The organism is Paraburkholderia sediminicola, assembly GCF_046030555.1.
GTDB classification, from domain to species: domain Bacteria; phylum Pseudomonadota; class Gammaproteobacteria; order Burkholderiales; family Burkholderiaceae; genus Paraburkholderia; species Paraburkholderia sediminicola_E.
On the sequence record NZ_JAQQCH010000012.1, the window covers coordinates 119,330 to 140,171 of the forward strand.

18 protein-coding genes are annotated in these 20,842 nt (G+C 61.7%); 3 read left to right on the forward strand and 15 right to left on the reverse strand.

Translation table 11 applies throughout. The annotated features are described in order from the left end of the window. Positions 1-76: 76 nt before the first annotated feature. On the reverse strand, positions 77-595 hold the full coding sequence (locus PQQ52_RS18635; protein WP_408214408.1) for a hypothetical protein: 519 nt from the start codon (positions 593-595) through the stop codon (positions 77-79). A gap of 321 nt (positions 596-916) precedes the next feature. Here PQQ52_RS18635 and PQQ52_RS18640 point away from each other — a divergent pair, with 321 nt between their 5' ends. Beyond that, positions 917-1,447 carry a TlpA disulfide reductase family protein gene (locus PQQ52_RS18640; RefSeq protein WP_408214196.1) on the forward strand — a complete coding sequence of 177 codons (531 nt, stop codon included), beginning with the start codon at positions 917-919 and terminating at the stop codon, positions 1,445-1,447. Between the two features lie 104 nt (positions 1,448-1,551). Here PQQ52_RS18640 and PQQ52_RS18645 read toward each other — a convergent pair whose 3' ends face one another. From PQQ52_RS18645 to ugpQ, 8 genes are all read right to left on the reverse strand, one after another. Continuing rightward, positions 1,552-2,901 (reverse strand): sigma-54-dependent transcriptional regulator, encoded by a 1,350-nt coding sequence (locus PQQ52_RS18645; RefSeq protein ID WP_408214411.1) that lies wholly within the window; start codon positions 2,899-2,901, stop codon positions 1,552-1,554. 19 nt (positions 2,902-2,920) lie between these two features. Next, positions 2,921-4,981, reverse strand: a complete 2,061-nt coding sequence (locus PQQ52_RS18650) for a sensor histidine kinase (RefSeq protein WP_408214199.1) — start codon at positions 4,979-4,981, stop codon at positions 2,921-2,923. Positions 4,982-5,027: 46 nt separating this feature from the next. Further along, the gene (locus PQQ52_RS18655) at positions 5,028-6,308 is read right to left on the reverse strand and encodes a dicarboxylate/amino acid:cation symporter (protein WP_408214201.1); all 1,281 of its coding nucleotides are present in this window, start codon (positions 6,306-6,308) and stop codon (positions 5,028-5,030) included. A 441-nt stretch (positions 6,309-6,749) separates the two neighbouring features. Next, positions 6,750-7,820 carry an ABC transporter ATP-binding protein gene (locus PQQ52_RS18660; RefSeq protein ID WP_408214204.1) on the reverse strand — a complete coding sequence of 357 codons (1,071 nt, stop codon included), beginning with the start codon at positions 7,818-7,820 and terminating at the stop codon, positions 6,750-6,752. A gap of 32 nt (positions 7,821-7,852) precedes the next feature. Next, positions 7,853-8,644, reverse strand: coding sequence for an ABC transporter permease (locus PQQ52_RS18665; protein ID WP_408214207.1), 792 nt, complete (start codon positions 8,642-8,644; stop codon positions 7,853-7,855). Continuing rightward, the gene (locus tag PQQ52_RS18670; protein ID WP_408214210.1) at positions 8,641-9,579 is read right to left on the reverse strand and encodes an ABC transporter permease; all 939 of its coding nucleotides are present in this window, start codon (positions 9,577-9,579) and stop codon (positions 8,641-8,643) included. The genes PQQ52_RS18665 and PQQ52_RS18670 overlap by 4 nt, the downstream gene beginning before the upstream one ends. Positions 9,580-9,737: 158 nt before the next feature. After that, positions 9,738-10,850, reverse strand: coding sequence for an ABC transporter substrate-binding protein (locus PQQ52_RS18675; RefSeq protein ID WP_408214212.1), 1,113 nt, complete (start codon positions 10,848-10,850; stop codon positions 9,738-9,740). Between the two features lie 98 nt (positions 10,851-10,948). Next, positions 10,949-11,734 (reverse strand): glycerophosphodiester phosphodiesterase, encoded by a 786-nt coding sequence (ugpQ, locus tag PQQ52_RS18680; protein WP_408214215.1) that lies wholly within the window; start codon positions 11,732-11,734, stop codon positions 10,949-10,951. A 565-nt stretch (positions 11,735-12,299) separates the two neighbouring features. On the opposite strand from ugpQ, the gene PQQ52_RS18685 reads away from it, so the two are divergent. Beyond that, positions 12,300-13,070, forward strand: a complete 771-nt coding sequence (locus PQQ52_RS18685) for a DeoR/GlpR family DNA-binding transcription regulator (RefSeq protein WP_169485360.1) — start codon at positions 12,300-12,302, stop codon at positions 13,068-13,070. A gap of 117 nt (positions 13,071-13,187) precedes the next feature. On the opposite strand, the gene PQQ52_RS18690 is transcribed toward PQQ52_RS18685, so the two are convergent. Beyond that, positions 13,188-14,855, reverse strand: a complete 1,668-nt coding sequence (locus PQQ52_RS18690) for a Na/Pi cotransporter family protein (protein ID WP_408214218.1) — start codon at positions 14,853-14,855, stop codon at positions 13,188-13,190. 240 nt (positions 14,856-15,095) lie between these two features. On the opposite strand from PQQ52_RS18690, the gene PQQ52_RS18695 reads away from it, so the two are divergent. Then, complete coding sequence (locus PQQ52_RS18695; RefSeq protein WP_408214221.1) at positions 15,096-15,779, forward strand: histidinol-phosphatase; 684 nt, start codon at positions 15,096-15,098, stop codon at positions 15,777-15,779. Between the two features lie 133 nt (positions 15,780-15,912). Here PQQ52_RS18695 and PQQ52_RS18700 read toward each other — a convergent pair whose 3' ends face one another. The 5 genes from PQQ52_RS18700 to lipB form a co-directional block, all read right to left on the reverse strand. Next, positions 15,913-16,782, reverse strand: a complete 870-nt coding sequence (locus PQQ52_RS18700) for an ABC transporter permease subunit (RefSeq protein WP_408214224.1) — start codon at positions 16,780-16,782, stop codon at positions 15,913-15,915. Beyond that, positions 16,779-17,585 (reverse strand): taurine ABC transporter ATP-binding protein, encoded by an 807-nt coding sequence (locus tag PQQ52_RS18705; protein WP_408214227.1) that lies wholly within the window; start codon positions 17,583-17,585, stop codon positions 16,779-16,781. The genes PQQ52_RS18700 and PQQ52_RS18705 overlap by 4 nt, the downstream gene beginning before the upstream one ends. A gap of 41 nt (positions 17,586-17,626) precedes the next feature. Then, entirely contained in the window at positions 17,627-18,649 is a 1,023-nt protein-coding gene (tauA, locus tag PQQ52_RS18710; protein WP_408214229.1) for a taurine ABC transporter substrate-binding protein, read from the reverse strand. 378 nt (positions 18,650-19,027) lie between these two features. After that, positions 19,028-20,035, reverse strand: coding sequence for a lipoyl synthase (gene lipA / locus PQQ52_RS18715; protein ID WP_408214231.1), 1,008 nt, complete (start codon positions 20,033-20,035; stop codon positions 19,028-19,030). Positions 20,036-20,048: 13 nt separating this feature from the next. Beyond that, positions 20,049-20,774 (reverse strand): lipoyl(octanoyl) transferase LipB, encoded by a 726-nt coding sequence (gene lipB / locus PQQ52_RS18720; RefSeq protein WP_408214234.1) that lies wholly within the window; start codon positions 20,772-20,774, stop codon positions 20,049-20,051. Between the last annotated feature and the right edge of the window lie 68 nt (positions 20,775-20,842).

Below are 20,842 nucleotides of genomic sequence, written 5' to 3' on the forward strand. Positions count from 1 at the left end.
AGCGCGCGATCCTGCGAAGGAACTTTCACTGTGAATCGTGATCTCGAGCGCGCCGAACCGGCCAAAACTACCGCTATCAATACAGTTGGAACGACGAAAAAAACTGGTCGATCTGCTCCTGCTGCAGCGGCCTTGAAGCGATGATCGCCGCCTGATACACATGCCGGCCACGTGCGACCAGCCGCGCATAGACGGTTCGCGTTTCGTGCTGCGAACCGGCCTCACCGGTCAGCTTCATTTCCAGACCCAGTACCTGACCGCCGGCGGCGAGCGGGATTTGCACCGCGTGCGCGTCTGGCGGGGCGCTGACATTGCGGGCGAGGCCTGTACGCAGGAATTCGAGGGCGGCGCGCTGTGTCGCTTCGTCGTCGTTCGGCAGCATGACGGTGCCGACCGCGAACACGGCATCGCCGGCTTCAGCTGTCTGCATCGCCATTTGCATCGGCGTGCCGTCGATCTGGACCGCGCGCTGATCGTTGCCTGGCTTGGCCGGCAGGTCGACGGTGTAGCCGTTGTCGTTATTCATGATGGTGCGCCAGTCGAAGGTCGGCGAACACGCCGCCAATGCGCCGCTCAACGCCAGCGCGCAAGCCATCGTGCCGAATACGGCACGCACTCGCTGCAAACGGGATGTGGCACCGGCCAGGCGGCCGCCAGTCTGGGAGAAACTTGAGATTCGGCTAACGGGATGTTCAAACGGGATTATCGAGATCCGGGCGAGGAAATGAAAAACGGTTCGGAGCATGGGGCAAAAGATCGGACTGACAGGAACGTAAAATCCCATTATCCCCTCCTGGGCCGGCCTCTGCCGCACGACTGGAATGGGGCTACAATAGCGACGCCAAGCAATACCGGGTTTAAAGCCCAAGCCGAAGCACTGTTCCGCGCCTTCTGCGCGACTCTCGAGGTTCCGTTCATGAGTTCCACCCCGTCTACCGCCGCACGGCGCACGAATCCGATTCGCTACGTCATCGTTGCCGTCGTGGCCGTCGCGATTGCGATTGCCGGCTATTTCGCGTTCGCCGGCCAGCAGCGCGTACCCGATGCGACCTTCACGTTGCTGTCGGGTCAGAAAGTCTCGACCGCCGATCTGAAAGGCAAGGTTTACCTGATCAACTTCTGGGCGACCAGTTGTGACACCTGCATGAAAGAAATGCCGCAGATGGTCCAGACCTATAACCGCTTCAAAGGCAAAGGGCTCGAATTCGTCGCCGTCGCGATGAACTACGACGCACCGATGTACGTGGCCAACTACACGCAAACCCGCCAGTTGCCGTTCAAGGTTGCGATGGACGACGGCTCGGCCGCCAAGCAGTTCGGCAATGTCCAGTTGACGCCGACCACCTTCCTGGTCGACAAGGACGGCAGGATTCTGAAGCGCTACGTCGGCGAGCCGCAATTCGCGGAACTCGACCAGTTGTTGGAAAAGGCGCTGAACGCGGCCTGATTGCGGGCTGACTGCCAAGTAACGCCTGAAGTAAAGCGCTCTGATTCTGATTCAAACATGCCGGCGCCGGGGCCATACCTCTTCGCCGCCGGCGCTTCAAACCCTCACCGTTCCCCTTCCCCTTTGGCCGCAAGGCCATATCGCTTGATCTTCTCGTAGAGTGTCGCCTTGCCAAGCTGCAGCTTGTCTGCCGCGGCCGCGACTACGCCGCCGGCCTGCTCCAACGCCTCCGCGATCACCGCCCGCTCGAACTGCTCGACACGCTCCTTCAACGGCTGGGTCGCGGCACCGTCGTCGGCGAAGGACATGACCGGATCCTCGGCCACGCCGAGCACGAAGCGGTCGGCGGCGTTGCGCAGTTCGCGCACATTGCCCGGCCATTCACGCTGCATCAGGCTCGCACGCTGCCGGTCCGTGAGAATCGGCGCGGGGCGTTGGTAACGCACCGCTGCATCCAATAGGAAGTGTTCGAACAACGGCACGATGTCCTCGCGACGCTCGCCCAACGGCGGCAACGCGATCGTCACGACGTTCAGCCGGTATAGCAAATCGCGACGGAACGAGCCGTCGGCAACATGCTCGGCCATGTCACCCTTCGCGGCGGCCACCACGCGACAATTCACGCGAATCGGCTGATTCGAGCCAAGTCGTTCCAGCACGCCGTCCTGCAACACGCGCAGCAGCTTGACCTGCAACGCGAGCGGCATGCTCTCGATTTCGTCGAGGAACAGCGTACCGCCCGAAGCATGCTCGAGCTTGCCGATCCGCCGTTTTGCCGCGCCAGTGAAGGCGCCGGGTTCGTAGCCGAACATCTCCGACTCGAACATCGGCTCCGGCAGCGCGCCGCAGTTCACCGCGATAAACGGTTTGTCACGCCGCGGCGACAGTTCATGCAGGCTGCGCGCGATCAACTCCTTGCCTGCCCCGGTGTCGCCGTTGATCAGCACCGACGCGTCGGTCGGCGCAATGTTCGCGATCAGCCGCCGCACCTGCTCGATCGCCGGACTATGACCGATGATGCGCGGCGCCACCGTGTTCTGCCCGGCGAGTTCACGGCGCAGCGCGAGGTTTTCCAGCACCAGTTTGCGGCGCTCCAGCGCACGTCGCACGGTTTCGATCAGACGCTCGGATGCGAACGGCTTTTCGATGAAGTCATACGCGCCGTCACGCATGGCCTGCACGGCCATCGAAATATCGCCGTGACCGGTAACCAGGATCACCGGCACGTCGGGCGTGCGCTCGTGGCACTGCGCAAGCAACTCGAGCCCGCTCGCACCAGGCAAGCGAATATCGCTGACGATCACCCCGGAGAAATCCGCGCTGATCATCTTCGCCGCGGATTCCACCGAGGCATGGCCGATCACGTCGAAGCCCGCTAGTTGCAAACTCTGCACGCTGGCGCGCCGCACCAGTTCGTCGTCTTCGATATATAGCACTTGCAAGCCGTGGTTCAGCATGGGGTTCTCGTCTGATTCAGGAACCCGTGGTGAGCGGGTCCGATGTGTGGCTCGTCTGCACGCGCGCGCGGCGCAGCGTCAACACGAATAATGCACCGCCGTCCGGCGCATTGCGCGCCACCAGTGTGCCGCCGCAGTCGCGCGCAATCGACGATGAAATCGCAAGGCCAAGCCCTAACCCGTGACCCATTTCCTTCGTCGTGAAGAACGGTTCGAACAGGCGCGGCAGCACGTCGTCGGGAATGCCTGGGCCGTTGTCGCGCACGACGAACGACACGCTCGACTCAGTGGCTTCGATGTCGATCGAAATGCGGGGCGGTGTCATTCCCTCCGTTGCGTCGAGCGCGTTGCCGAGCAGATTGATCAGCACCTGTTCGAGGCGCAGATCGTCGCAATGAGCAATCAGCTCGGGATGATCGTCAGCGAGATTCAACGGCGTACGCGCGCCGACATCGGCACCGGCATCGGCATCGACATCGGCATCGGCATCGGCATCGGCATCGGCATCGGCATCGGCATCGAGCAGAGCGAACTCGACTTCGACGCCTTGCAGCCGCTTTTGCAACAGCGCGATGACGTTGCACAACGCTCGCATGATCGGCGCACGCGCGCTGCGTGGCCGCGCGCGGCCGACGAACAGCTTCAACTGATTGGTGATCTTGCCCATGCGCTCCGTGAGCGCCGCAATCGCTTCGAGATTTTCGCGCGCCGAGGCCTGGTCGCCGCGTTCGAGCAGCACCCGCGTGTTGTCGGAGAAGCCGCGCAACGCAGCGAGCGGCTGATTCAATTCATGCGTGATGCCCGCCGCCATCTGCCCCAGCGCGGCGAGCTTGCTGGCCTGGATCAGTTCATCGTGCGCCGCACGCAGTTCCTGTTCCGCGCGCGTACGCTCGGCGACTTCCTTCTGCAACTGCTCGTTCGCCTGCGAAAGATCCGCGGTGCGCTCTGCCACTCGCCGGTTCAATTCCGCGTATGCCTTTTGCAGCAGAGAACGACTGCGCATCACTTCGCGCACCCGGGCGCGGCGCATCCTCCAGTAGAACGCGAACAATACCAGCGACACGTAACCGAAACCGGTCACGATGGTTGCGTTACGCGCGTCGGCGTCGACCGGATCGACAGGCGACATGGTGATCAGATGCCAGTCCGGCTCGCCCATGCCGCGCCGCGACGCCAGATAGCGCGGCGCATAGCGGCCACCGCCGATGCGTACGATCTGCGCATTGCCTTCGAGCGTGCGCTCGATCGTCACTGGCAGCGGCGCGATCGGCTGCTGCGCATACTGGCGCGCCTGATAGATCGAATCGGCGACCTGTCCCGACAATGGCCGGATCGTGTGATATTTCCACGCCGGTATCGACGACAGAAAGATCACACCGTGATCGTCGGTGACAACCAGAGGCTCGAACGCATCCGCGCCCTGAAACCATTCGAGATCGAGTTTAACGACCGCCACGCCGACGATCTTGCCGTCACGCCGCACCGGCTGCGAGATGTAGTAACCCGGCGCCTGCGAAATCGTGCCGATGCCGAAGAAGCGGCCCACGCCGCCCTTCACCGCATCGAGAAAATACGGCCGGAATTGATAGCCAGCGCCGATGAAACTGCCCGGCCCGTGCCAATTGCTCGCGGCGACGCAGTAGCCGTCGAGCGGAATGATGTAGGTGACCGTTGCCCGCGCATGACGGTTGAGGTCTTCAAGATAGAGATTGGCGCGTTCGACGTTGCCTGGGCTGGGATTGACCAGCACGTCTTGCACAATGGGATGTTCGGCCAGCAGATAAGGCAGCGATTCGTAGCGCTCGAGCGTGCTTTTCAGCGCGCTGGCGGTGCGATCGACCCGCACTGCGGCATTGTGCCGCAAATTGTCGATGCCGCGCTGCCACGCGATGCTGTACGTGAGCCCGCACGCCGCCACGAGCCCGGCGACGAGCGCGAAGAGGATCAGCAGGCGGCGCGTCACGTTGGCAATTCCCGATCGGAGAGGATCGGATATTGTGGCATAAGGCGACGCGCCGTCGGCGTGAGCTTCGTCGGCCGACGGCGCGGGGTCACGGCGCACGGCTGCCGCTTTCATACGTGGGCGTCCGCGGCCGTGATCGGAGTCGTGTGGCAGGTCCGGCTTAAACCCCAGCCGGCTCTTTGACCGCCACCTCACCCCGCAACGCGGCGTTCAGCTTGTTGCGGTCCAGTTCCTTTTCCCATGCCGATACGACCACCGTCGCCACACCGTTGCCGACGATGTTCGTCAGCGCGCGGCATTCGCTCATGAAACGGTCGATACCGAGAATCAGCACCATGCCCGACAGCGGGATGGTCGGCACCACGGCGAGCGTTGCGGCCAGCGTGATGAAGCCTGCACCCGTCACACCGCTCGCCCCCTTCGACGTCAGCATCGTCACCGCCAGCAGCGTGAGCTGCTGCGTCCACGTGAGGTCGGTGTTGGTGGCTTGCGCGATGAACAGCACGGCCATCGTCATGTAGATGTTGGTGCCATCGAGGTTGAACGAGTAACCAGTCGGTACGACGAGACCCACCACCGAGCGGGAGCAGCCGAGCTTTTCGAGCTTCAGCATCAGTTGCGGCAACGCCGCCTCCGAGGAGCTCGTGCCCAGCACGATCAGCATCTCTTCCTTGATGTACGCGACGAAGCGCAGGATGTTGAAGCCCACCGCACGCGCGATGATGCCGAGCACGACCACCACGAACACGATCGACGTCAGATAGAACGTGCCGATCAGCTTGAGCATCGGCAGCAGCGAGCCGATGCCGTACTTGCCGATCGTGAACGCCATCGCGCCGAACGCGCCGATCGGCGCCAGCTTCGTGATGATGCGCACGATGCCGAACAACACATGCGAGAGTCCGTCGATAAAGTTCGTGACGACCTTGCCCTTCTCACCGGCCGTGGCCAGCACCGCGCCGAACAGCAACGCGATCAGCAGGATCTGCAGGATCTCACCCTGTGCGAATGCCGACACGAGCGTGTCCGGGATGATGTGCATCAGGAAGTCGACCGTGGTCTGGCCGTGCGCCTTCGCGGCATACGACGCGACAGCCTTGCCGTCGAGCGTGGCCGGGTCGATATTGAAGCCGACACCGGGCTTCAGCACGTGCGTGGCGATCAGGCCGAGCACCAGCGCGAAGCTCGAGACAATTTCGAAGTACAGCAGCGCCTTACCGCCGACGCGCCCAACCTTCTTCATGTCTTCCATACCGGCGATACCCGTCACCACCGTGCAGAAGATGATCGGCCCGATCACCATCTTGATCAGCTTGATGAAGCCGTCGCCGAGCGGCTTCATGTCAACGGCGAAGTCCGGCGAATAATGGCCGAGCGCGATGCCGATGATGATCGCCACGATCACCTGGACGTACAGCACTTTGTGGATAGGTTTCTTCACGATGTTTCCTGCGATATGGGTGAGCTCAAGGCCTGCCACGCTGCGCATCATGCGAACGAATACTCGTCACACCTGTGCACGGCATCAGGCCGCGACAAGACGACGAATTCAGAAATACCGGGAAGGGAAATCAGACATCGTTGTCTCCTTGCTTTAGTTGTCGGACCGTTGCGGCCGCGTTATCTAAATTGCAAGGTCGATGCCAGCTTGATGACGGGCAGAGCGCTTTGATTTTTATAGCTTTTTTGGGATGCCACAGCATGCCTCGTCCGGGATTCCGGAAATCCGGACAAAGGGTGTCGGGGAATCCGGAATCCGTCGAGGCAATAAGTCCGGGAAAACCCGGAGAGCCTTTGGGGCTGCGGCTTTCGCCTGGTTCAGCCGAAACTGCTCAGCCGGTACGCGGTGCTATCGCTCACGCGTAGCGCGGCTGTTCGGCTTCTATGGCCCACCCTCTTCCAGTACCAGCAAATTCTCGTGCGAGAAGCCGAGCGATACCGGCTGTCCCCGTTCGGGCAAACCGCGGTTCGGGTCGTTGAACACATCGAGTGAAATGACCGCATCCTTCACGCGCGTTCTGATGCGTACCACCGCGCCAAGGAAATTCACTTCTTCGACGGTTGCGTTCAGCGTGTTGCGACCCGGCGCGGCCGGCTCCAGGACAATGGCTTCGGGGCGCAACGCGAGCATGCGTTTCTTGCCCGCGTCATCTGCCGGAAGTTCCTGCGTGGTGGTCAGCTCCTGGCCGTCGACGGCCATCTTGCCGGTCTTCGGGTCGATCACGTGCCCCGCCAGAATGTTCAGCGTGCCGACAAACGATGCGACAAAACGCGTGCGCGGATAGTTGTAGATCTCCGAAGGCGAACCGATCTGCTCGACGCGCCCCTCGTTCATCACCACAATACGGTCCGAAATCGACAGCGCCTCTTCCTGATCATGCGTCACGAAAATCGACGTGATACCCAACTCGCGCTGCAACGCGCGAATGTCTTGCCGCAACGAAATGCGAATCTTCGCGTCGAGCGCGGAGAGCGGCTCGTCAAGCAACAGCACCTGCGGCTTGCCGGCCAACGCGCGCGCCAACGCCACGCGCTGCTGCTGACCACCCGACAATTGCCAGGGATAACGCTCGCCGAGATGTGGCAGCTTGATCAGTTGCAACATCTCCTCGACGCGCTTCTTGATCTCCGCCTGCGGACGATGCGTGATCTTCAGTCCGAAGCCGATGTTATCGGCCACCGTCATGTTCGGAAACAGCGCATACGACTGAAACACCATCCCGACCTTGCGTTGCCGGGTCCGAAGGTGCGTCACGTCTTTGTTGTCCAGCCGGATAATGCCGCGCGTCGGTGTTTCGAAGCCGGCGATCATGCGCAGCACCGTGGTCTTGCCGCAACCCGACGGCCCAAGGAACGTGATGAATTCGCCGCGTTCGATCTTCATGTCGAAGTGATGCAGCGCCGTGTTCGCCCCGAAGGACTTATGCAGATTTTCGATCTCAAGGAATGCCATGATTCGCTGCCTCAGTCCGTCAAATGAGTCCGTCAAATTTTCTGGCCGCTAAGCGCGCGTGCCGAGCCGAATACCTGAATCAAACCCATCGACGCCCATGTGATCACGAACGCGATGATCGCAAGCGCCGACGGTTCATACGCGCGGTTTGCGCCGATCAATTGCAGATACGGGCCGAATGCGGGCCGGTCGAGCAAACTCGCCAGCGTGAACTCGCCGATCACCACTGCAAAGGTGAGAAACGCACCGGACAGAATGCCCGAGCGGATATTCGGGAAGATCACCTTGAACAGGATCGTCGGCCAGTTCGCCCCGAGACATTCGGCGGCTTCGGTCAGCGAGCGCACGTCGACCGCGCGCAAACCTGCGTCGACCGCGCGATACATATACGGCAGCGAGAGCGTCACGTAACCGAACACCAACAACAGGTCAGTCGCGCGTTCGTTGCCGGTGAGGGGCAGAATCGAGCTGCTGTTATAGATACGCAGATAGCCGAACACGATCACGATCGCCGGGACCACCAGCGGCAACAGCGTGATGAATTCGACGACCGGCCGCAGCTTCGGCAGGCGCAACTGCACGTAGTACGCGGTCGGCACCACGAGCAGCACACCGACGATAATCGTCAGCACCGCCATCAGGATCGAATAACCAAATGAAGCCTGAAAACGCGGATCGCTCAGCACGACGCTATACGCTTCGAAGCTGTAGACCCCGCGCTTCATGCGCAGGCTGAATTCGAAGGTAGCGAGCAACGGAATCAGAAAGTACAGCGACCCGACAATCATTGCGGTCCACGCGCCCACACGCGACTGGCTTTTCATCGACGGCCCCTTTCGGCGCGTGAACGCAACCAGATGTAGCCGCCGTTCGACAGCCCGGTCACAAGCACCATGCCGAGCGCGAGTGCGTACCCAAGGTTCTGGTTGTGCATCACGTCGCCGCGAATCTGCGCATACAGCAGGATCGTGACGATGTTTAGCGAACTGCCGGTCAGCGCATAAGCCGTGGCGACCGCACCGAAAGAGTTGGCGAACAGCAGCAGCGTCGCGCCAAGCACGCTCGGCCACAACACCGGCAGCGCGACGTGGCGCCAATATTGGAAAGCCGTGCCGCCGAGGCAGTCGCAGGCCTCACGCCATTCGCGCTTCAGGCCGTCGAGCGCGGGCGTGACGATCAGCACCATCAAAGGAATCTGGAAGTACAGGTAAGTCAGCGTCAAGCCGGAGAAGCTCAGAACGCTGAAGCCCGTCGAGTACAGATTGAGGCCGAGGTACTTCTTCAGCAATACGGTCACCAGACCGACGCGTCCCAGCGTACAGATGAAGGCGAACGCGAGCGGCACGCCGGCAAAATTGGAAGCGACCCCGGAGAACGTCATCAAGGTAGGACGAATCCAGCCGGGCAATTTGCCTTGCACCGCTGCCCATGCGAGCAGCGAGCCGATCAACGCACCGCCGAGCGCGGAAGCGGCGCTTACCTTGAAGCTGATCCAGTAGGCATCCATCACCGTAGGCTGAAGCAGGTCGCGAAAGTTGCCGAGTGTGAAGTGACCTTGCGGATCCTGAAATGCGCCGACCATCAGAAAGCCGGTTGGCAGAATCAGGAACAATAGCGCGAAGGTAAAAAATGGCACCACGCCGATCCAGGCGAGGAACTGCGACGCGCGGCCCGGACCGTCGACGCGAGGCGTTGGCGTGGGCACAGGCGGAACCAGCAATTCCGGCTGCACCGCTCCAGCATCCGATGAAGCGCTCATAGCTCACCCTTGGGGCTTTCTGGCTAACGCCTGACGCGCCGCTCTCTTCAAGCGACGCGTCAGCTTTGAATCTGCATATTGCGGTTAGCAACGGCAGCGTGTGCAGCATGCGATTGATCGCTGCTCCGCTGCCGCCGCAACCGCTTGCGCCGAGACGATTACTTGACGTTCGCGCCGACCGCTTCGTCCCAGTGCTTCGTGATGGTGTCCTTGTAGGCATCCTGTTGGGACAGCGTCGGGAACACCACATTCTTGTAGGACGACGGCGGCGGCAGCTTATCCAGCAGAGCCTGCGGCACCTTTTTCGCCGCCACCAGTTCGTTGTAGCGCATCGGATGGCAATAGCCGGTCAGCCAGCCGATCTGGCCTTCATCCGAGTACAGGTATTCCATCCACAGCTTGGCGGCATTCGGATGCGGTGCGAAGGCGCTGATCGCCTGAACATACACACCGGCGACCACGCCCGTCTTCGGAATCACCACCTGCACCTTCGGATTGCCCTTCAGCGTGTCGCGGTCGGCCAGCGCGTTGTAGTCCCAACGCACAACGATCGGCGTGGTGCCTTGCGCGAGCGACGCGGCCTTGCCGATCACCGGCACGAAGTTGCCGTTCTTGTTCAGGTCGGCGAAATACTTAAGTCCGGCCTTGTCGGCCTTGCTCACATCGCCCTTGCTTTGCGACAGGCCCGCGGCGAACACAGCCTGGATCGCCTGATTAGCCGTACGTGGGTCGCCGGCCAGCGAAACAGCATTCTTATAGTGTGACTTGAGCAGATCGCTCCAGTCGGAGGGCGCCTTGTCGATCATGTCGGCGTTCACTTCAAACGACAGCACGCCGTAGTAATCGCCGTACCAATAGCCGTCGGCATCTTTCGACTCTTTCGGAATCGAGTTCCACGAAGCGACCTTGTACGGCTGCAGCAAACCTTCGGCTTTCGCGGTCGGACCGAACGACAGACCCACGTCGATCACGTCAGGCGCTTGCGGGCCCTTGTTGCCTTTGTTCGCCTTAATGGCTTCGACTTCGTCGCCCGAACCCGCATCCGGATTCAGTTCATTGATCTTGATGCCGTATTTCTTCTGAAAGCCGGCCACCAGTTGACCGTAGTTGCACCAGTCGTGCGGCAACGCGATCACGGTGAGTTGACCTTCCTGCTTGGCGGCGGCAACCAGTGCGTCGAGCGGCGCGGCCGAAGCGCTGCTCACGCCGGCTGCGGCAACACCCGCAGCGGCCGACATCGAAAGTAAACGAGCTAACGCGGTGCGCTTCATAGTCTTCCCCATCCTCTGCCGAAATTGCTACGTTTGGAAAATTTCTAGTTTCCAGCTCTATGGGCGCACGCCTGTGCAAGCTCGCACCCGCGTCATGCTCAGTCTGGGTTCGCCCGCGCCGAAAACATGTCGTGCTCCAGTCTATCGATGCGATCTGTACAAATCATGTCGACGCCCCACTGCGCAAGCAACTGCGCGCGCGCCGGGTCATTCACCGTGTAGGCGAGTACGCGCAATCCGGCTGCCTTAATCTCGGCGACCAGCGGTTCAGTCAGATACCGGTGGCTCGCGTGCAACGACACGCAATCCAGTTCCCGCACGATGCGCAACCAGTCGGCCGGGACCTCTTCGAACAGCATGCCGCGCTGCAGTGAGGGGGTCGCGTCACGCGCTGCCGCGAGCGCCTCGAACGAAAACGATGACAGAAGCGGCGGCGTCTGCCCTTGCCACAAAGTCAGTGCACCGCTTGAGACCAGACGTCCAGTGATCTCATCGCGACCGGGGCACGGCTTGATTTCGATGTTGGCGGCAATGCCATCCCGCGCACAACGCCCGGCGGCTTCGGCGAGCGTGGGCAGGCGCGTGCCGTCGAACTGCGGCCCAAACCACGCGCCGGCGTCGAGCGCGGCCAGTTGTTCCCACGTGTGTTCAGCAGCGGCGCCATGGCCGTTGGTCGTGCGTTCCAGCGTGTCGTCGTGCAACAGAAAGAGCTGGTTGTCAGCGGAGAGCTTGGCGTCGAATTCGACCATACGGTAGCCGTAGCGCACGCACGCGTCGAAACCGGCCAGCGTGTTTTCCGGCGCCATCGTGCCGCCACAGCGATGCGCAATCAGCCTCGGATAGGGCCAGTCTGCGGATAAGGTGTGATCAATCCCGTTTCCCACGTCTCGTTACCTTCCAGATAGAGCGGGTTAAATATGCTCTCGACACGTTCCCGGCTGCCACTGCCGCCATACGACCACTGTGCCTTGCAGCCTTTACGCGTGAGCCCCGCGCGTAGTATCGCGCCAATGCGCGCGTTGCGGTAGCCAGCCACACGGCCAATGCCGCGCACCATCCGACTCGCGACGAGCGCTGCAGTCCTATTGTCAGGATGCCGAACCGTGTCACTTCCAGGCAGCGTCGTGTGCAGCAGCTAATTGATGGGGCAGCAAATCCCAAGATCCATTATGGCAACGACATGGGTCAGTCAAATTGCCAAAAAACGCCGCAAAATGCTCGAAATGAGACATTTCAATTCCTTTTCGAACATTTGATGTTCGAAAAGGGCGCCGCGCTTCGATCTGCGAAGGCTAAGATGAAATACACAAACTTGCAAGCTGCCAAAAAAATACAACACAATTCGGCTAAAGTAGTACGCTTGACATCGTCCGGACACAGATTCATGTCCACGATGGCGTCATTAAAAACAAGCCCTGTGAACGCGCGTTCGCATCCAAGGAAAAATGCATGTGGCAGGAAGACCGTCATCAGAGAATTCGCGCCTTGCTGTCGACGCTTCAACGCGTGTCGACCGAACGGATCATGGCGGACCTCGGGGTGTCGCGCGAAACCGTGCGGCGCGATCTGCTCGACCTGGAAGCGCTCGGTGAATTGCGGCGCGTGCATGGCGGCGCGATCAAACCCGCCGACGAGGCACCCATCGCCGAGCGTGCCCACATGCGCGTCAAATCCAAAACGGCGATTGCCAAAGCGGCCATTGGTTTGATTGCGAGCGGCCAGACACTTTTCATCGACGCGGGCACTACGACTGCGGCACTCGCTGAAGAGCTGGCGAAACTGGCGAACCTGACGATCGTCACCAACTCCATCGACGTCGCGCTGAAAATGCGGGGCGCTGTGGATCAAACGGAAGCCGCCAACGAAGTGATCCTGCTTGGCGGCTCGATCAGCGATCGCGCAATGGCGACGACAGGCGCCACCACCGTGCTCGACATCCAGCGCTATCGTGCGGACATGGCGCTACTCTCGCCGGTCGGCATCGACCACCGGCATGGCGCGACCAATTACGATCACGCTGAAACCGAAGTGGCACGCGCCATGGTCGCCAACGCAGACCGCGTGGTGATCCTCGCCGACTACAGCAAGATCGGACAGCGCAGCCGGATCTCGTACTGTCCGGTCGACCGGATCGATGTGCTCGTCACCAACAAAAAAGCGGCCGAAGCCGCCGACTTTGCATCGCTCAAAAAGAAGCTGGAAGAGATCGTTCTGGCGTAGGGCGCCGGTATGGTCGGGGCTTCGCGAGCGCGCTGAAAGCGCGCCGAGCGAGCGGTCGCATGCAAGGGCGCAGCTGGCACCTACAAGCGACGGTTGCGGCCCACAACGACGGCCTGTTTATTCCTTCACGTGTATCGTGTCGAGCACGCGCTTGCGCAAGCGCGTATCGTGCAGCGCGCCGGCTGCGTCGAGCACCGGATAGGCCGTCGAACAGAACAGTGAATTGAGCCGCTTCATGTCGCTGATCAGATCCAGATGCAACGCGCTGGTCTCGATGCTGCGCACGGTTTGCCCGGCGAGCCGGTCCAGGTGTTTATATGAATACGCCCGCTCGAGATCGCGAAAGCGCTCCTTCTCCGCCAGCAGTTGCTCGGCGCAACGCAGATCGTTATTCAGAAACACCGAGAGGCCAAGCTGCAGATTGCTGACGAGCCGCGCCTGCAGATCGTCCAGTTCGCCCAGCCCTTCCTCCGAAAACGACAGCCGGTGCGCGATCTTCTTTTCCTCGATATCGCGGACGATCCGCTCGATGATGTCGCCTGCGTGCTCCAGGTTGATCGTCAACGAGATGATGTCGGTCCAGCGGCGGCTATCGGCCTCGTCGAGCTGCTCGCGCGAGATCAGTGTCAGATAGGTTTTGACCGCCGCATACAGTTCGTCCACGTCGTCGTCCATACGGATCGTTTCGCGCGCCTTCTCGAGACTGTTCTGATGTATCAGGTCCGCGACGTTATTGAGCATGGTGCGCACGATGTCACCAATGCGCAGCACCTCGCGGGCAGCGTGCGCGAGTGCGAGCGTAGGCGTGGGAAGCGCGGCGGCGTCCAGATGCAGCGGCCGCAGTTCACCGTTGGGCTGTGGCCGATCCGGCAACACCCGCGAGCAGATGCGCGCCATCGGATCGACCAGCGAAAGGCAGGCGCAGCAACGCAGTGTGTTGTAGATCACATGGAAGCCAACCACCGCTTCGCGAGGATTCGCGATGAGCACCGGCAGCCCGCGTGCAAGCAGCGGCGCGAACGGCAGGATCAGCAATGCGCCGGCCAGCTTGAACGCCAGACTGCCCATGGCCAGACGCCGCGCCGCCGTGTTTTGCGCGAGCGTGCCCATCAGCGCCAGCAAGCCGCTGCCGAGGTTCGCGCCGATCACGAGACACAGCGCCACCTTCAGTGAGATCACACCGGACGAGGCGAGCGTGGCGGTCAGCAGGACTGCCGCGAGACTCGAATAGGACAGCACCGCAAATGCCGCGCCGACCAACGCGTCGAGCATCGTATCGCCGGTCAGCGCACCGAACATGACGCGCACGCCGGCGCCTTGCGTCATCGGCTGAGCGGCTTCGACGATCAGGTGCAGCGCCAACAGGATCAGGCCCAGTCCGATCAGCGTGCGGCCAACCTGGCCCAGACGCGTTTGCTTGCGCGACAGAAAGAGCGGCACCCCGACCAGAATCAGGATCGGCGACAGCCACGATAGATCGAGTGTGAGCAACCGTGCCATCAGCGCGGTGCCGACGTCGGCGCCAAGCATGATCGCGAGGCCGCTGGTGAGCGGCAGGAGACCCTGTGCAGCGAACGACGTGACGATCACCGCCGTGGCGTTGCTGCTCTGCACGAGGCTCGTGACGCCAACGCCCGCGAGAAAGGCACGCCAGCGACTACTGGTGCTGCGCCCGAGGACGCTGCGCAGATCGGCGCCGAGCACGCGCAGGATGCCGGTACGTACGATGTGCGATCCCCACACGAGGAGCGCCACACCAGCCAGAAGGTTAAGGAGAATCAACATAAGGCACTGCGCATCCGTTCCTGCTGCCATGACCCGAACCGCATGCCGCGCGAACGGGCACCCGGGGCGTTTATGACAGTAGTGTTGCACATTTTTGCCTTATTGTAATTTTGTGCTTTTAAATATACGCTCGTGCCACACTGTGAATTGCCATGTTGCTATGTGCCGGTCATCGTCCGACGCGCGACTCGCCCGATCACTTAGCTTGCCCACTTCATCACGACATCACGAGGACTCTGGATGAGCCGCAACCTTGCGCTGTTCGACCTGGACCATACGCTGCTGCCGCTCGACAGCGATCAGGCATGGGCTCACTTTATTGCCGGATTGGGCATAGAAGGCGCTGCGCAGCACGCGGAAGAAATCGACGATTACTACCGGCAGTATGTGGCCGGCACGCTCGACATGACCGCCTATCTGAACTACACATTGGCGCCGCTGGCTCGTCATTCGCGCGAGCAGCTCGACGCGTGGCATGCGCAATTCATGGAGGATGTGATTGCGCCGGCCATCCTGCCGGCCGCGTGCGAACTCGTGCAACGTCATGTCGAAGCAGGCGATCTATGCTGCATCGTCACGGCCACCAATGTGTTCATTACGAAGCCGATCGGTAAGGCGCTCGGCTTCGACCATCTGCTGGGCATCGATCTCGGCACCGAAGGCGGCGATCCTTTGGCGCGCTTTACCGGAAACGCCGTCGGCGTGCCGACTTTCCGCGAAGGCAAGATCACACGCACCGAGGACTGGCTGGCTTCGCTCGGCCATCGTCTACAGGATTTTCCACAGAGCTGGTTCTATAGCGATTCGATCAACGACGTGCCTTTGCTCGAGCGTGTCACGCACCCGGTCGCGACCAATCCCGACCCGCGTCTACGCGCCATCGCCACGGAACGTGGCTGGCCGGTGATTGAATTGTTTCGTTGAAGGCTGGCTGCGACGTGCCTGAGTGCCTGAGTGCCTGAGTGTCTGACGGAAGGCGGAAGGCGGCTTCCAATTGCCGTTGGCATCAGAGGCGTTTCCTGGTCGCTTGCGACCGGTGCCGTCTGGACCGCACTAACTACACACGCCCCTTCCACGGCACCAACCGCCGTTCCAGCGCACGCATGCCAAGATCGAACAACCACGCGATCAGTCCGATCAGCACGATGCCCATCACCACCACATCGGTACGCAGAAAGCTCGACGCGTTGAGCACCATCTGACCGAGGCCGGCGGTGGCCGCGACCATCTCGGCGGCAACCAGGGTGGTCCAGCCAAAGCCGATTGCAATCCGCAGACCCGTCAGGATCTCAGGCAGCGCCGCCGGCAGAACCACAAAGCGCACGATCTGCGCGAAGCGGCCACCCAGCGAATACGCCGCATGAATCTGCTCGATGGTCGCGCTGCGCACGCCGGCACGCGCCGCCATCGCAATCGGTGCGAAACAGGCGAGGTAGATCACGACGATTTTCGCCGTCTCGTCGATACCGAACCAGATCACCACCAGCGGCAGATACGCGAGCGGCGGCAACGGCCGGTAAAACTCCAGCGGCGGATCGAGCAAGCCGCGTACAACGCGGCTCACGCCCATCAGGATCCCGACCGGCACAGCAGTGACCGCGGCCAGCGCGAACGCGCCGAACACGCGGAGTGCACTCCATGCGAGATGCTCGGAGAGCGGCAAACCGCCTTGAATGCGTCCGTGCCAGGCGTCCAGAAACGCGGCCCAAACGGCTTCGGGCGTCGGCAGAAATAGCGGAGGCAACCAGTGCAGATGCGTGGCGAACCACCACAACGCCGCGAGCGTTGTTACCGAGACCGCGCTCAGCGCCGCGGTCGGACCTTCGCCCGGCAAGCGCCAGCCGCGTACCGGCCGCGCTTTACGTCGCGGCGGCTCGCTTGTCTGCGTCAGTGGCACGTTGCTCAAAGATTCACGCGAAGCCGTCACGACAGCACCTCTTCCTGATTCCGCTCAGTGCGTTTGTGCAGAAGGCGCACCAGCCGTTCTCGCCACTCGATGAATTCCGGCGACGACTTGACCTCGCGTGCATCGCGAGTCTCAAGAAAGCGCCGCGCGAACGGCAGATCGTAGCTCTCGGCGATACGGCCCGGCCCCGGCGTCATCACGACGAGGCGGGTCGCCAGAAACAATGCTTCCTCGACGCTGTGCGTAATGAAGAACACGGTCTTGCGTGTGCGCCCCCAGACGTCCAGCACGAGTTCCTGCATCGACTCGCGCGTCATCGCGTCGAGCGCACCCATCGGCTCGTCCATCAGCAACACTTGCGGATCGCTTGCCAGCGCGCGTGCAATGCCCACGCGCTGCTGCATGCCGCCCGACAGCGCATAGACCCGCGAGCGCGCATGCTTTTCGAGCCCAACCAACGCCAGCATCTCCAGCGCGATACGCTCACGCTGCGCCTTCGGCACACGCTGAAAACGCAAGCCAAGGGCGACGTTGCCGAGCACGTCGAGCCAGGGCATCAGCGCATATTTCTGGAACACGACGCCGCGGTCCGCGCCGGGCCCCGACACGGGCTCACCGTTCAGACGCACCTCGCCTTCTGTCGGCTGAATGAAGCCAGCTATGCAGTTCAACAAGGTTGTCTTGCCACAGCCCGACGCACCCAGCGCGACGACGAATTCGCCCGGTTCAATGCGCAGATCGACGTCAGCGAGTGCGATGTGCGCCGCCGCGCCGCGTGCGCCTTCGTAGGCGACATGCAGCCCCCGTATCTCAAGACCGCTCATCGCCGTGCCTCATGATGCTGATGGATAACCATGCTCAAAGGTCAATGCGTCGCACGCTGCACGAACTGCGGATCGACGCCGGTCGAGTAATCGGCCAGTACGTTCTGAATCGTGCCTTGCGTCTTCAGGAACGCGGCGGTCGCGGCCAGCGATTTAGCCGCGCCAGATTGCGCACCGCCGCCAAGCCATGCACTCGATGCCTGCTGGGCCGGCGTCGGGAACGCATACAGCGCGAGGCTCGCCGGCACGTCCTGTGCGGTGGCGCCAGATTCCTTCGCAACCGCCTCGACCTGCGGCGACGTCGCGGTCCATGCCGACGTGTGATCGCGGTAGCTCGCGTCGGTCGCGGCCAGCACCTTCACGAAACGCGCCACGAACTCCGCGTTCTGGCTAGCGAACTTGCGGTCGACGACAAAGCCGTCGAAAGTCGCCTTGCCGGTTTGCTGTGCAACCTGACCCGACGTGATCAGCACCTTGCCGTTTTTCTTCACCTTCGCCAGAACAGGGTCCCAGATGTAAGTCGCGTCGATGTCGCCGCGTTCCCACGCTGCCGCGATCTCAGGCGGACGAAGATTCACGATCTTCACATCGGACGAATTCACGCCGGCGTTCTGCAGCGCGACCAGTGTGTGAAAGTGCGAGGTCGACACGAACGGCACGCCAATCTTCTTGCCCTTCAGACCAGCGACACCGGTGACATTCGAACCGTCGCGCGCGACCAGCGCTTCGGCGTCGTTGATGTTGTCCAGAATCCAGAACAGCGAAATATCGACGCCTTGCGACAGCCCGGCGGCGATCGGGCTCGACCCTGCTTCGCCGAGTTGCACCGAGCCGGAAGCCAGCGCGCGAATCACGTCGGCGCCGCTGCCGAGCTTGCGATAGATGACCTTGTACCCGGTGGCTTTTTCCACTTCGCCGGTTGCCTGCGCATAGCGCCACGGCACGACCATGTCCTGATACGCGATCACGACTTCTTTGGTGTCGGCGTGTGCAGCGGAAGAAAACGGCGCGGACAGCGCGAGCAGCGTAGCAACCGCGGCGAGCGGGCGAAGGAAGCGGTTCATCGAGAAGCCCCTTTAGTGTGTGTTGTCTGGGAGGCTTTCGACTATAGGGAGTTTGTCCGGGGGCGGTTCCAACTAATCCGCGATTGCTAATTACACTGTTCGAGCATTGCTTTTCACGTTGAGTTGGATCGGTGTGACTGTTGCAGCGGGCTGTGGGCGGGTTCTAGCGAATGATGACGGCGAGGGATGCCTTAGCGCAAGCTGGCCGTTCGGCGGAGTGATGTCCATTACCTGCAGTCTGCTCGCGCGTTGTTACGGCCAGGCAACGCCGGCAGATTGCCGGGCAGCGCTGCTGAACCACCCACTCCCACACCCAAAAAACAAAGCCCGCAACACGTGCGGGCTTTGCATTTTCAAACTGACAACACACTGAACTGTTCAGACCACCCCCGCTCCATGCGCCTGCAAATCGGCGTGGTAGCTCGAGCGAACCATCGCGCCTACCGCTGCGTGCGTGAAGCCCATCTTGTACGCTTCTTCTTCGTACATCTTGAACGTGTCCGGATGCACATACGAGCGCACCGGCAAATGGTGCTCCGACGGTTGCAGATACTGGCCGATCGTCAGCATATCCACATCGTGCTCACGCAGATCGCGCATCACTTGCAGGATTTCTTCTTCGGTTTCGCCAAGACCGACCATCAGGCCTGACTTGGTCGCGACGTCCGGATGCAGCGCCTTGAAGTCCTTCAGCAGCTTCAGCGAATGCGCGTAGTCCGAACCCGGGCGCGCTTCCTTGTACAGACGCGGCACCGTTTCGAGGTTGTGGTTCATCACATCGGGCGGTGCGGCATTCAGAATACCGAGCGCGCGATCCAGACGGCCGCGGAAGTCCGGCGTCAGAATTTCAATACGCGTTTCCGGCGACAGCGCGCGCGTCTGACGGATACATTCCACGAAGTGAGCAGCGCCACCGTCGCGCAAATCGTCACGGTCGACGCTTGTGATCACCACATACTTCAGCTTCAGCGCGGCAATGGTGCGAGCCAGGTTGCCCGGTTCATCCACATCGAGCGGATCGGGACGGCCGTGGCCGACGTCACAAAACGGACAGCGGCGCGTGCACTTGTCGCCCATGATCATGAACGTCGCGGTGCCCTTGCCGAAGCATTCGCCAATGTTCGGGCAGCTTGCTTCTTCGCACACCGTGTGCAGGTTGTGCTCACGCAGAATCTGCTTGATTTCGGAGAAGCGCGAATTGCCGGTGGCCGCTTTGACGCGAATCCAGTCCGGCTTCTTCAGCTTTTCGATCGGAATGATCTTGATGGGAATACGGGCGGTCTTGGCTTGCGCTTTCTGCTTCGCGGTGGCGTCGTAGGCAGCGGCGGTAGCCGGCACGGCATCAGCAACAGGAGAAGCTGCGAGGTTCGCGGTAACGTCAGTCATTTGTTCGGTCCAGTCAGGCGGTGAGAGCACCGGCCTGCGGTTGGGCGACGGCCGCGGGACTGCCGTCGAGGTTTGCGGTGAGGCGTGCTGCAAAGGTACGGGCCACGTCGTCCCAGCCTGCGGCAATGCCCAGCGTTGCCATATCGACTGTTTCGAGCCCCGCGTAGCCACATGGGTTGATGGCCAGAAACGGCCGCAAGTCCATGTTCACATTCAGGCTCACGCCGTGATAGCTGCAGCCATTTCGGATTTTCAGACCCAGCGCGGCGATCTTGGCACCGGCATGCAACCCGCCGTCCGGCCCGGGCGTCACGTAGATACCAGGGGCGCCCGCCTTGCGTTCCCCGCCGAGATTATACGCCGCGAGGGTATCGATCACGGCCTGCTCGATCCGCGTGACCATCTCGCGCACCATCAGCTTGCGGCGGCGCAGGTCCAGCAGCAGGTAGGCAACCACCTGTCCGGGTCCGTGATATGTGATCTGTCCACCCCTATCGACCTTGACAAGCGGAATGCCGCTGTCGGCAGCCAATAGATGCGCCGGGTCGCCGGCCTGGCCGAGCGTGAATACGGGGGGATGTTCGACCAGCCAGATTTCGTCGGGTGTGTCGGCGGTGCGCTCGTCGGTGAACGCGCGCATCGCTTCGAAACTGGCCTGGTAAGGTTCGTTGCCGAGCCAGCGCAGCGTAAGCGGCGCCGTAGCGGGCAATGGAGACGGGGAAACCGGGGTGGCGCACATGATCCTGACAGTTTACCGAAATCTGGGAATCCCCGCCGGAACTGGCTGCGTCAGGAAGCAGCGCCGCC

Bases quoted from the DNA above. Each gene is read 5' to 3' on its own strand.
- PQQ52_RS18635 (WP_408214408.1), bottom strand. From the start codon at position 595: ATGGCTTGCGCGCTGGCGTTGAGCGGCGCATTGGCGGCGTGTTCGCCG.
- PQQ52_RS18640 (WP_408214196.1), top strand. From the start codon at position 917: ATGAGTTCCACCCCGTCTACCGCCGCACGGCGCACGAATCCGATTCGC.
- PQQ52_RS18650 (WP_408214199.1), bottom strand. From the start codon at position 4,981: ATGAAAGCGGCAGCCGTGCGCCGTGACCCCGCGCCGTCGGCCGACGAA.
- PQQ52_RS18660 (WP_408214204.1), bottom strand. From the start codon at position 7,820: ATGGCATTCCTTGAGATCGAAAATCTGCATAAGTCCTTCGGGGCGAAC.
- PQQ52_RS18665 (WP_408214207.1), bottom strand. From the start codon at position 8,644: ATGAAAAGCCAGTCGCGTGTGGGCGCGTGGACCGCAATGATTGTCGGG.
- PQQ52_RS18670 (WP_408214210.1), bottom strand. From the start codon at position 9,579: ATGAGCGCTTCATCGGATGCTGGAGCGGTGCAGCCGGAATTGCTGGTT.
- PQQ52_RS18675 (WP_408214212.1), bottom strand. From the start codon at position 10,850: ATGAAGCGCACCGCGTTAGCTCGTTTACTTTCGATGTCGGCCGCTGCG.
- PQQ52_RS18685 (WP_169485360.1), top strand. From the start codon at position 12,300: ATGTGGCAGGAAGACCGTCATCAGAGAATTCGCGCCTTGCTGTCGACG.
- PQQ52_RS18690 (WP_408214218.1), bottom strand. From the start codon at position 14,855: ATGTTGATTCTCCTTAACCTTCTGGCTGGTGTGGCGCTCCTCGTGTGG.
- PQQ52_RS18695 (WP_408214221.1), top strand. From the start codon at position 15,096: ATGAGCCGCAACCTTGCGCTGTTCGACCTGGACCATACGCTGCTGCCG.
- PQQ52_RS18705 (WP_408214227.1), bottom strand. From the start codon at position 17,585: ATGAGCGGTCTTGAGATACGGGGGCTGCATGTCGCCTACGAAGGCGCA.
- tauA (WP_408214229.1), bottom strand. From the start codon at position 18,649: ATGAACCGCTTCCTTCGCCCGCTCGCCGCGGTTGCTACGCTGCTCGCG.
- lipA (WP_408214231.1), bottom strand. From the start codon at position 20,035: ATGACTGACGTTACCGCGAACCTCGCAGCTTCTCCTGTTGCTGATGCC.
- lipB (WP_408214234.1), bottom strand. From the start codon at position 20,774: ATGTGCGCCACCCCGGTTTCCCCGTCTCCATTGCCCGCTACGGCGCCG.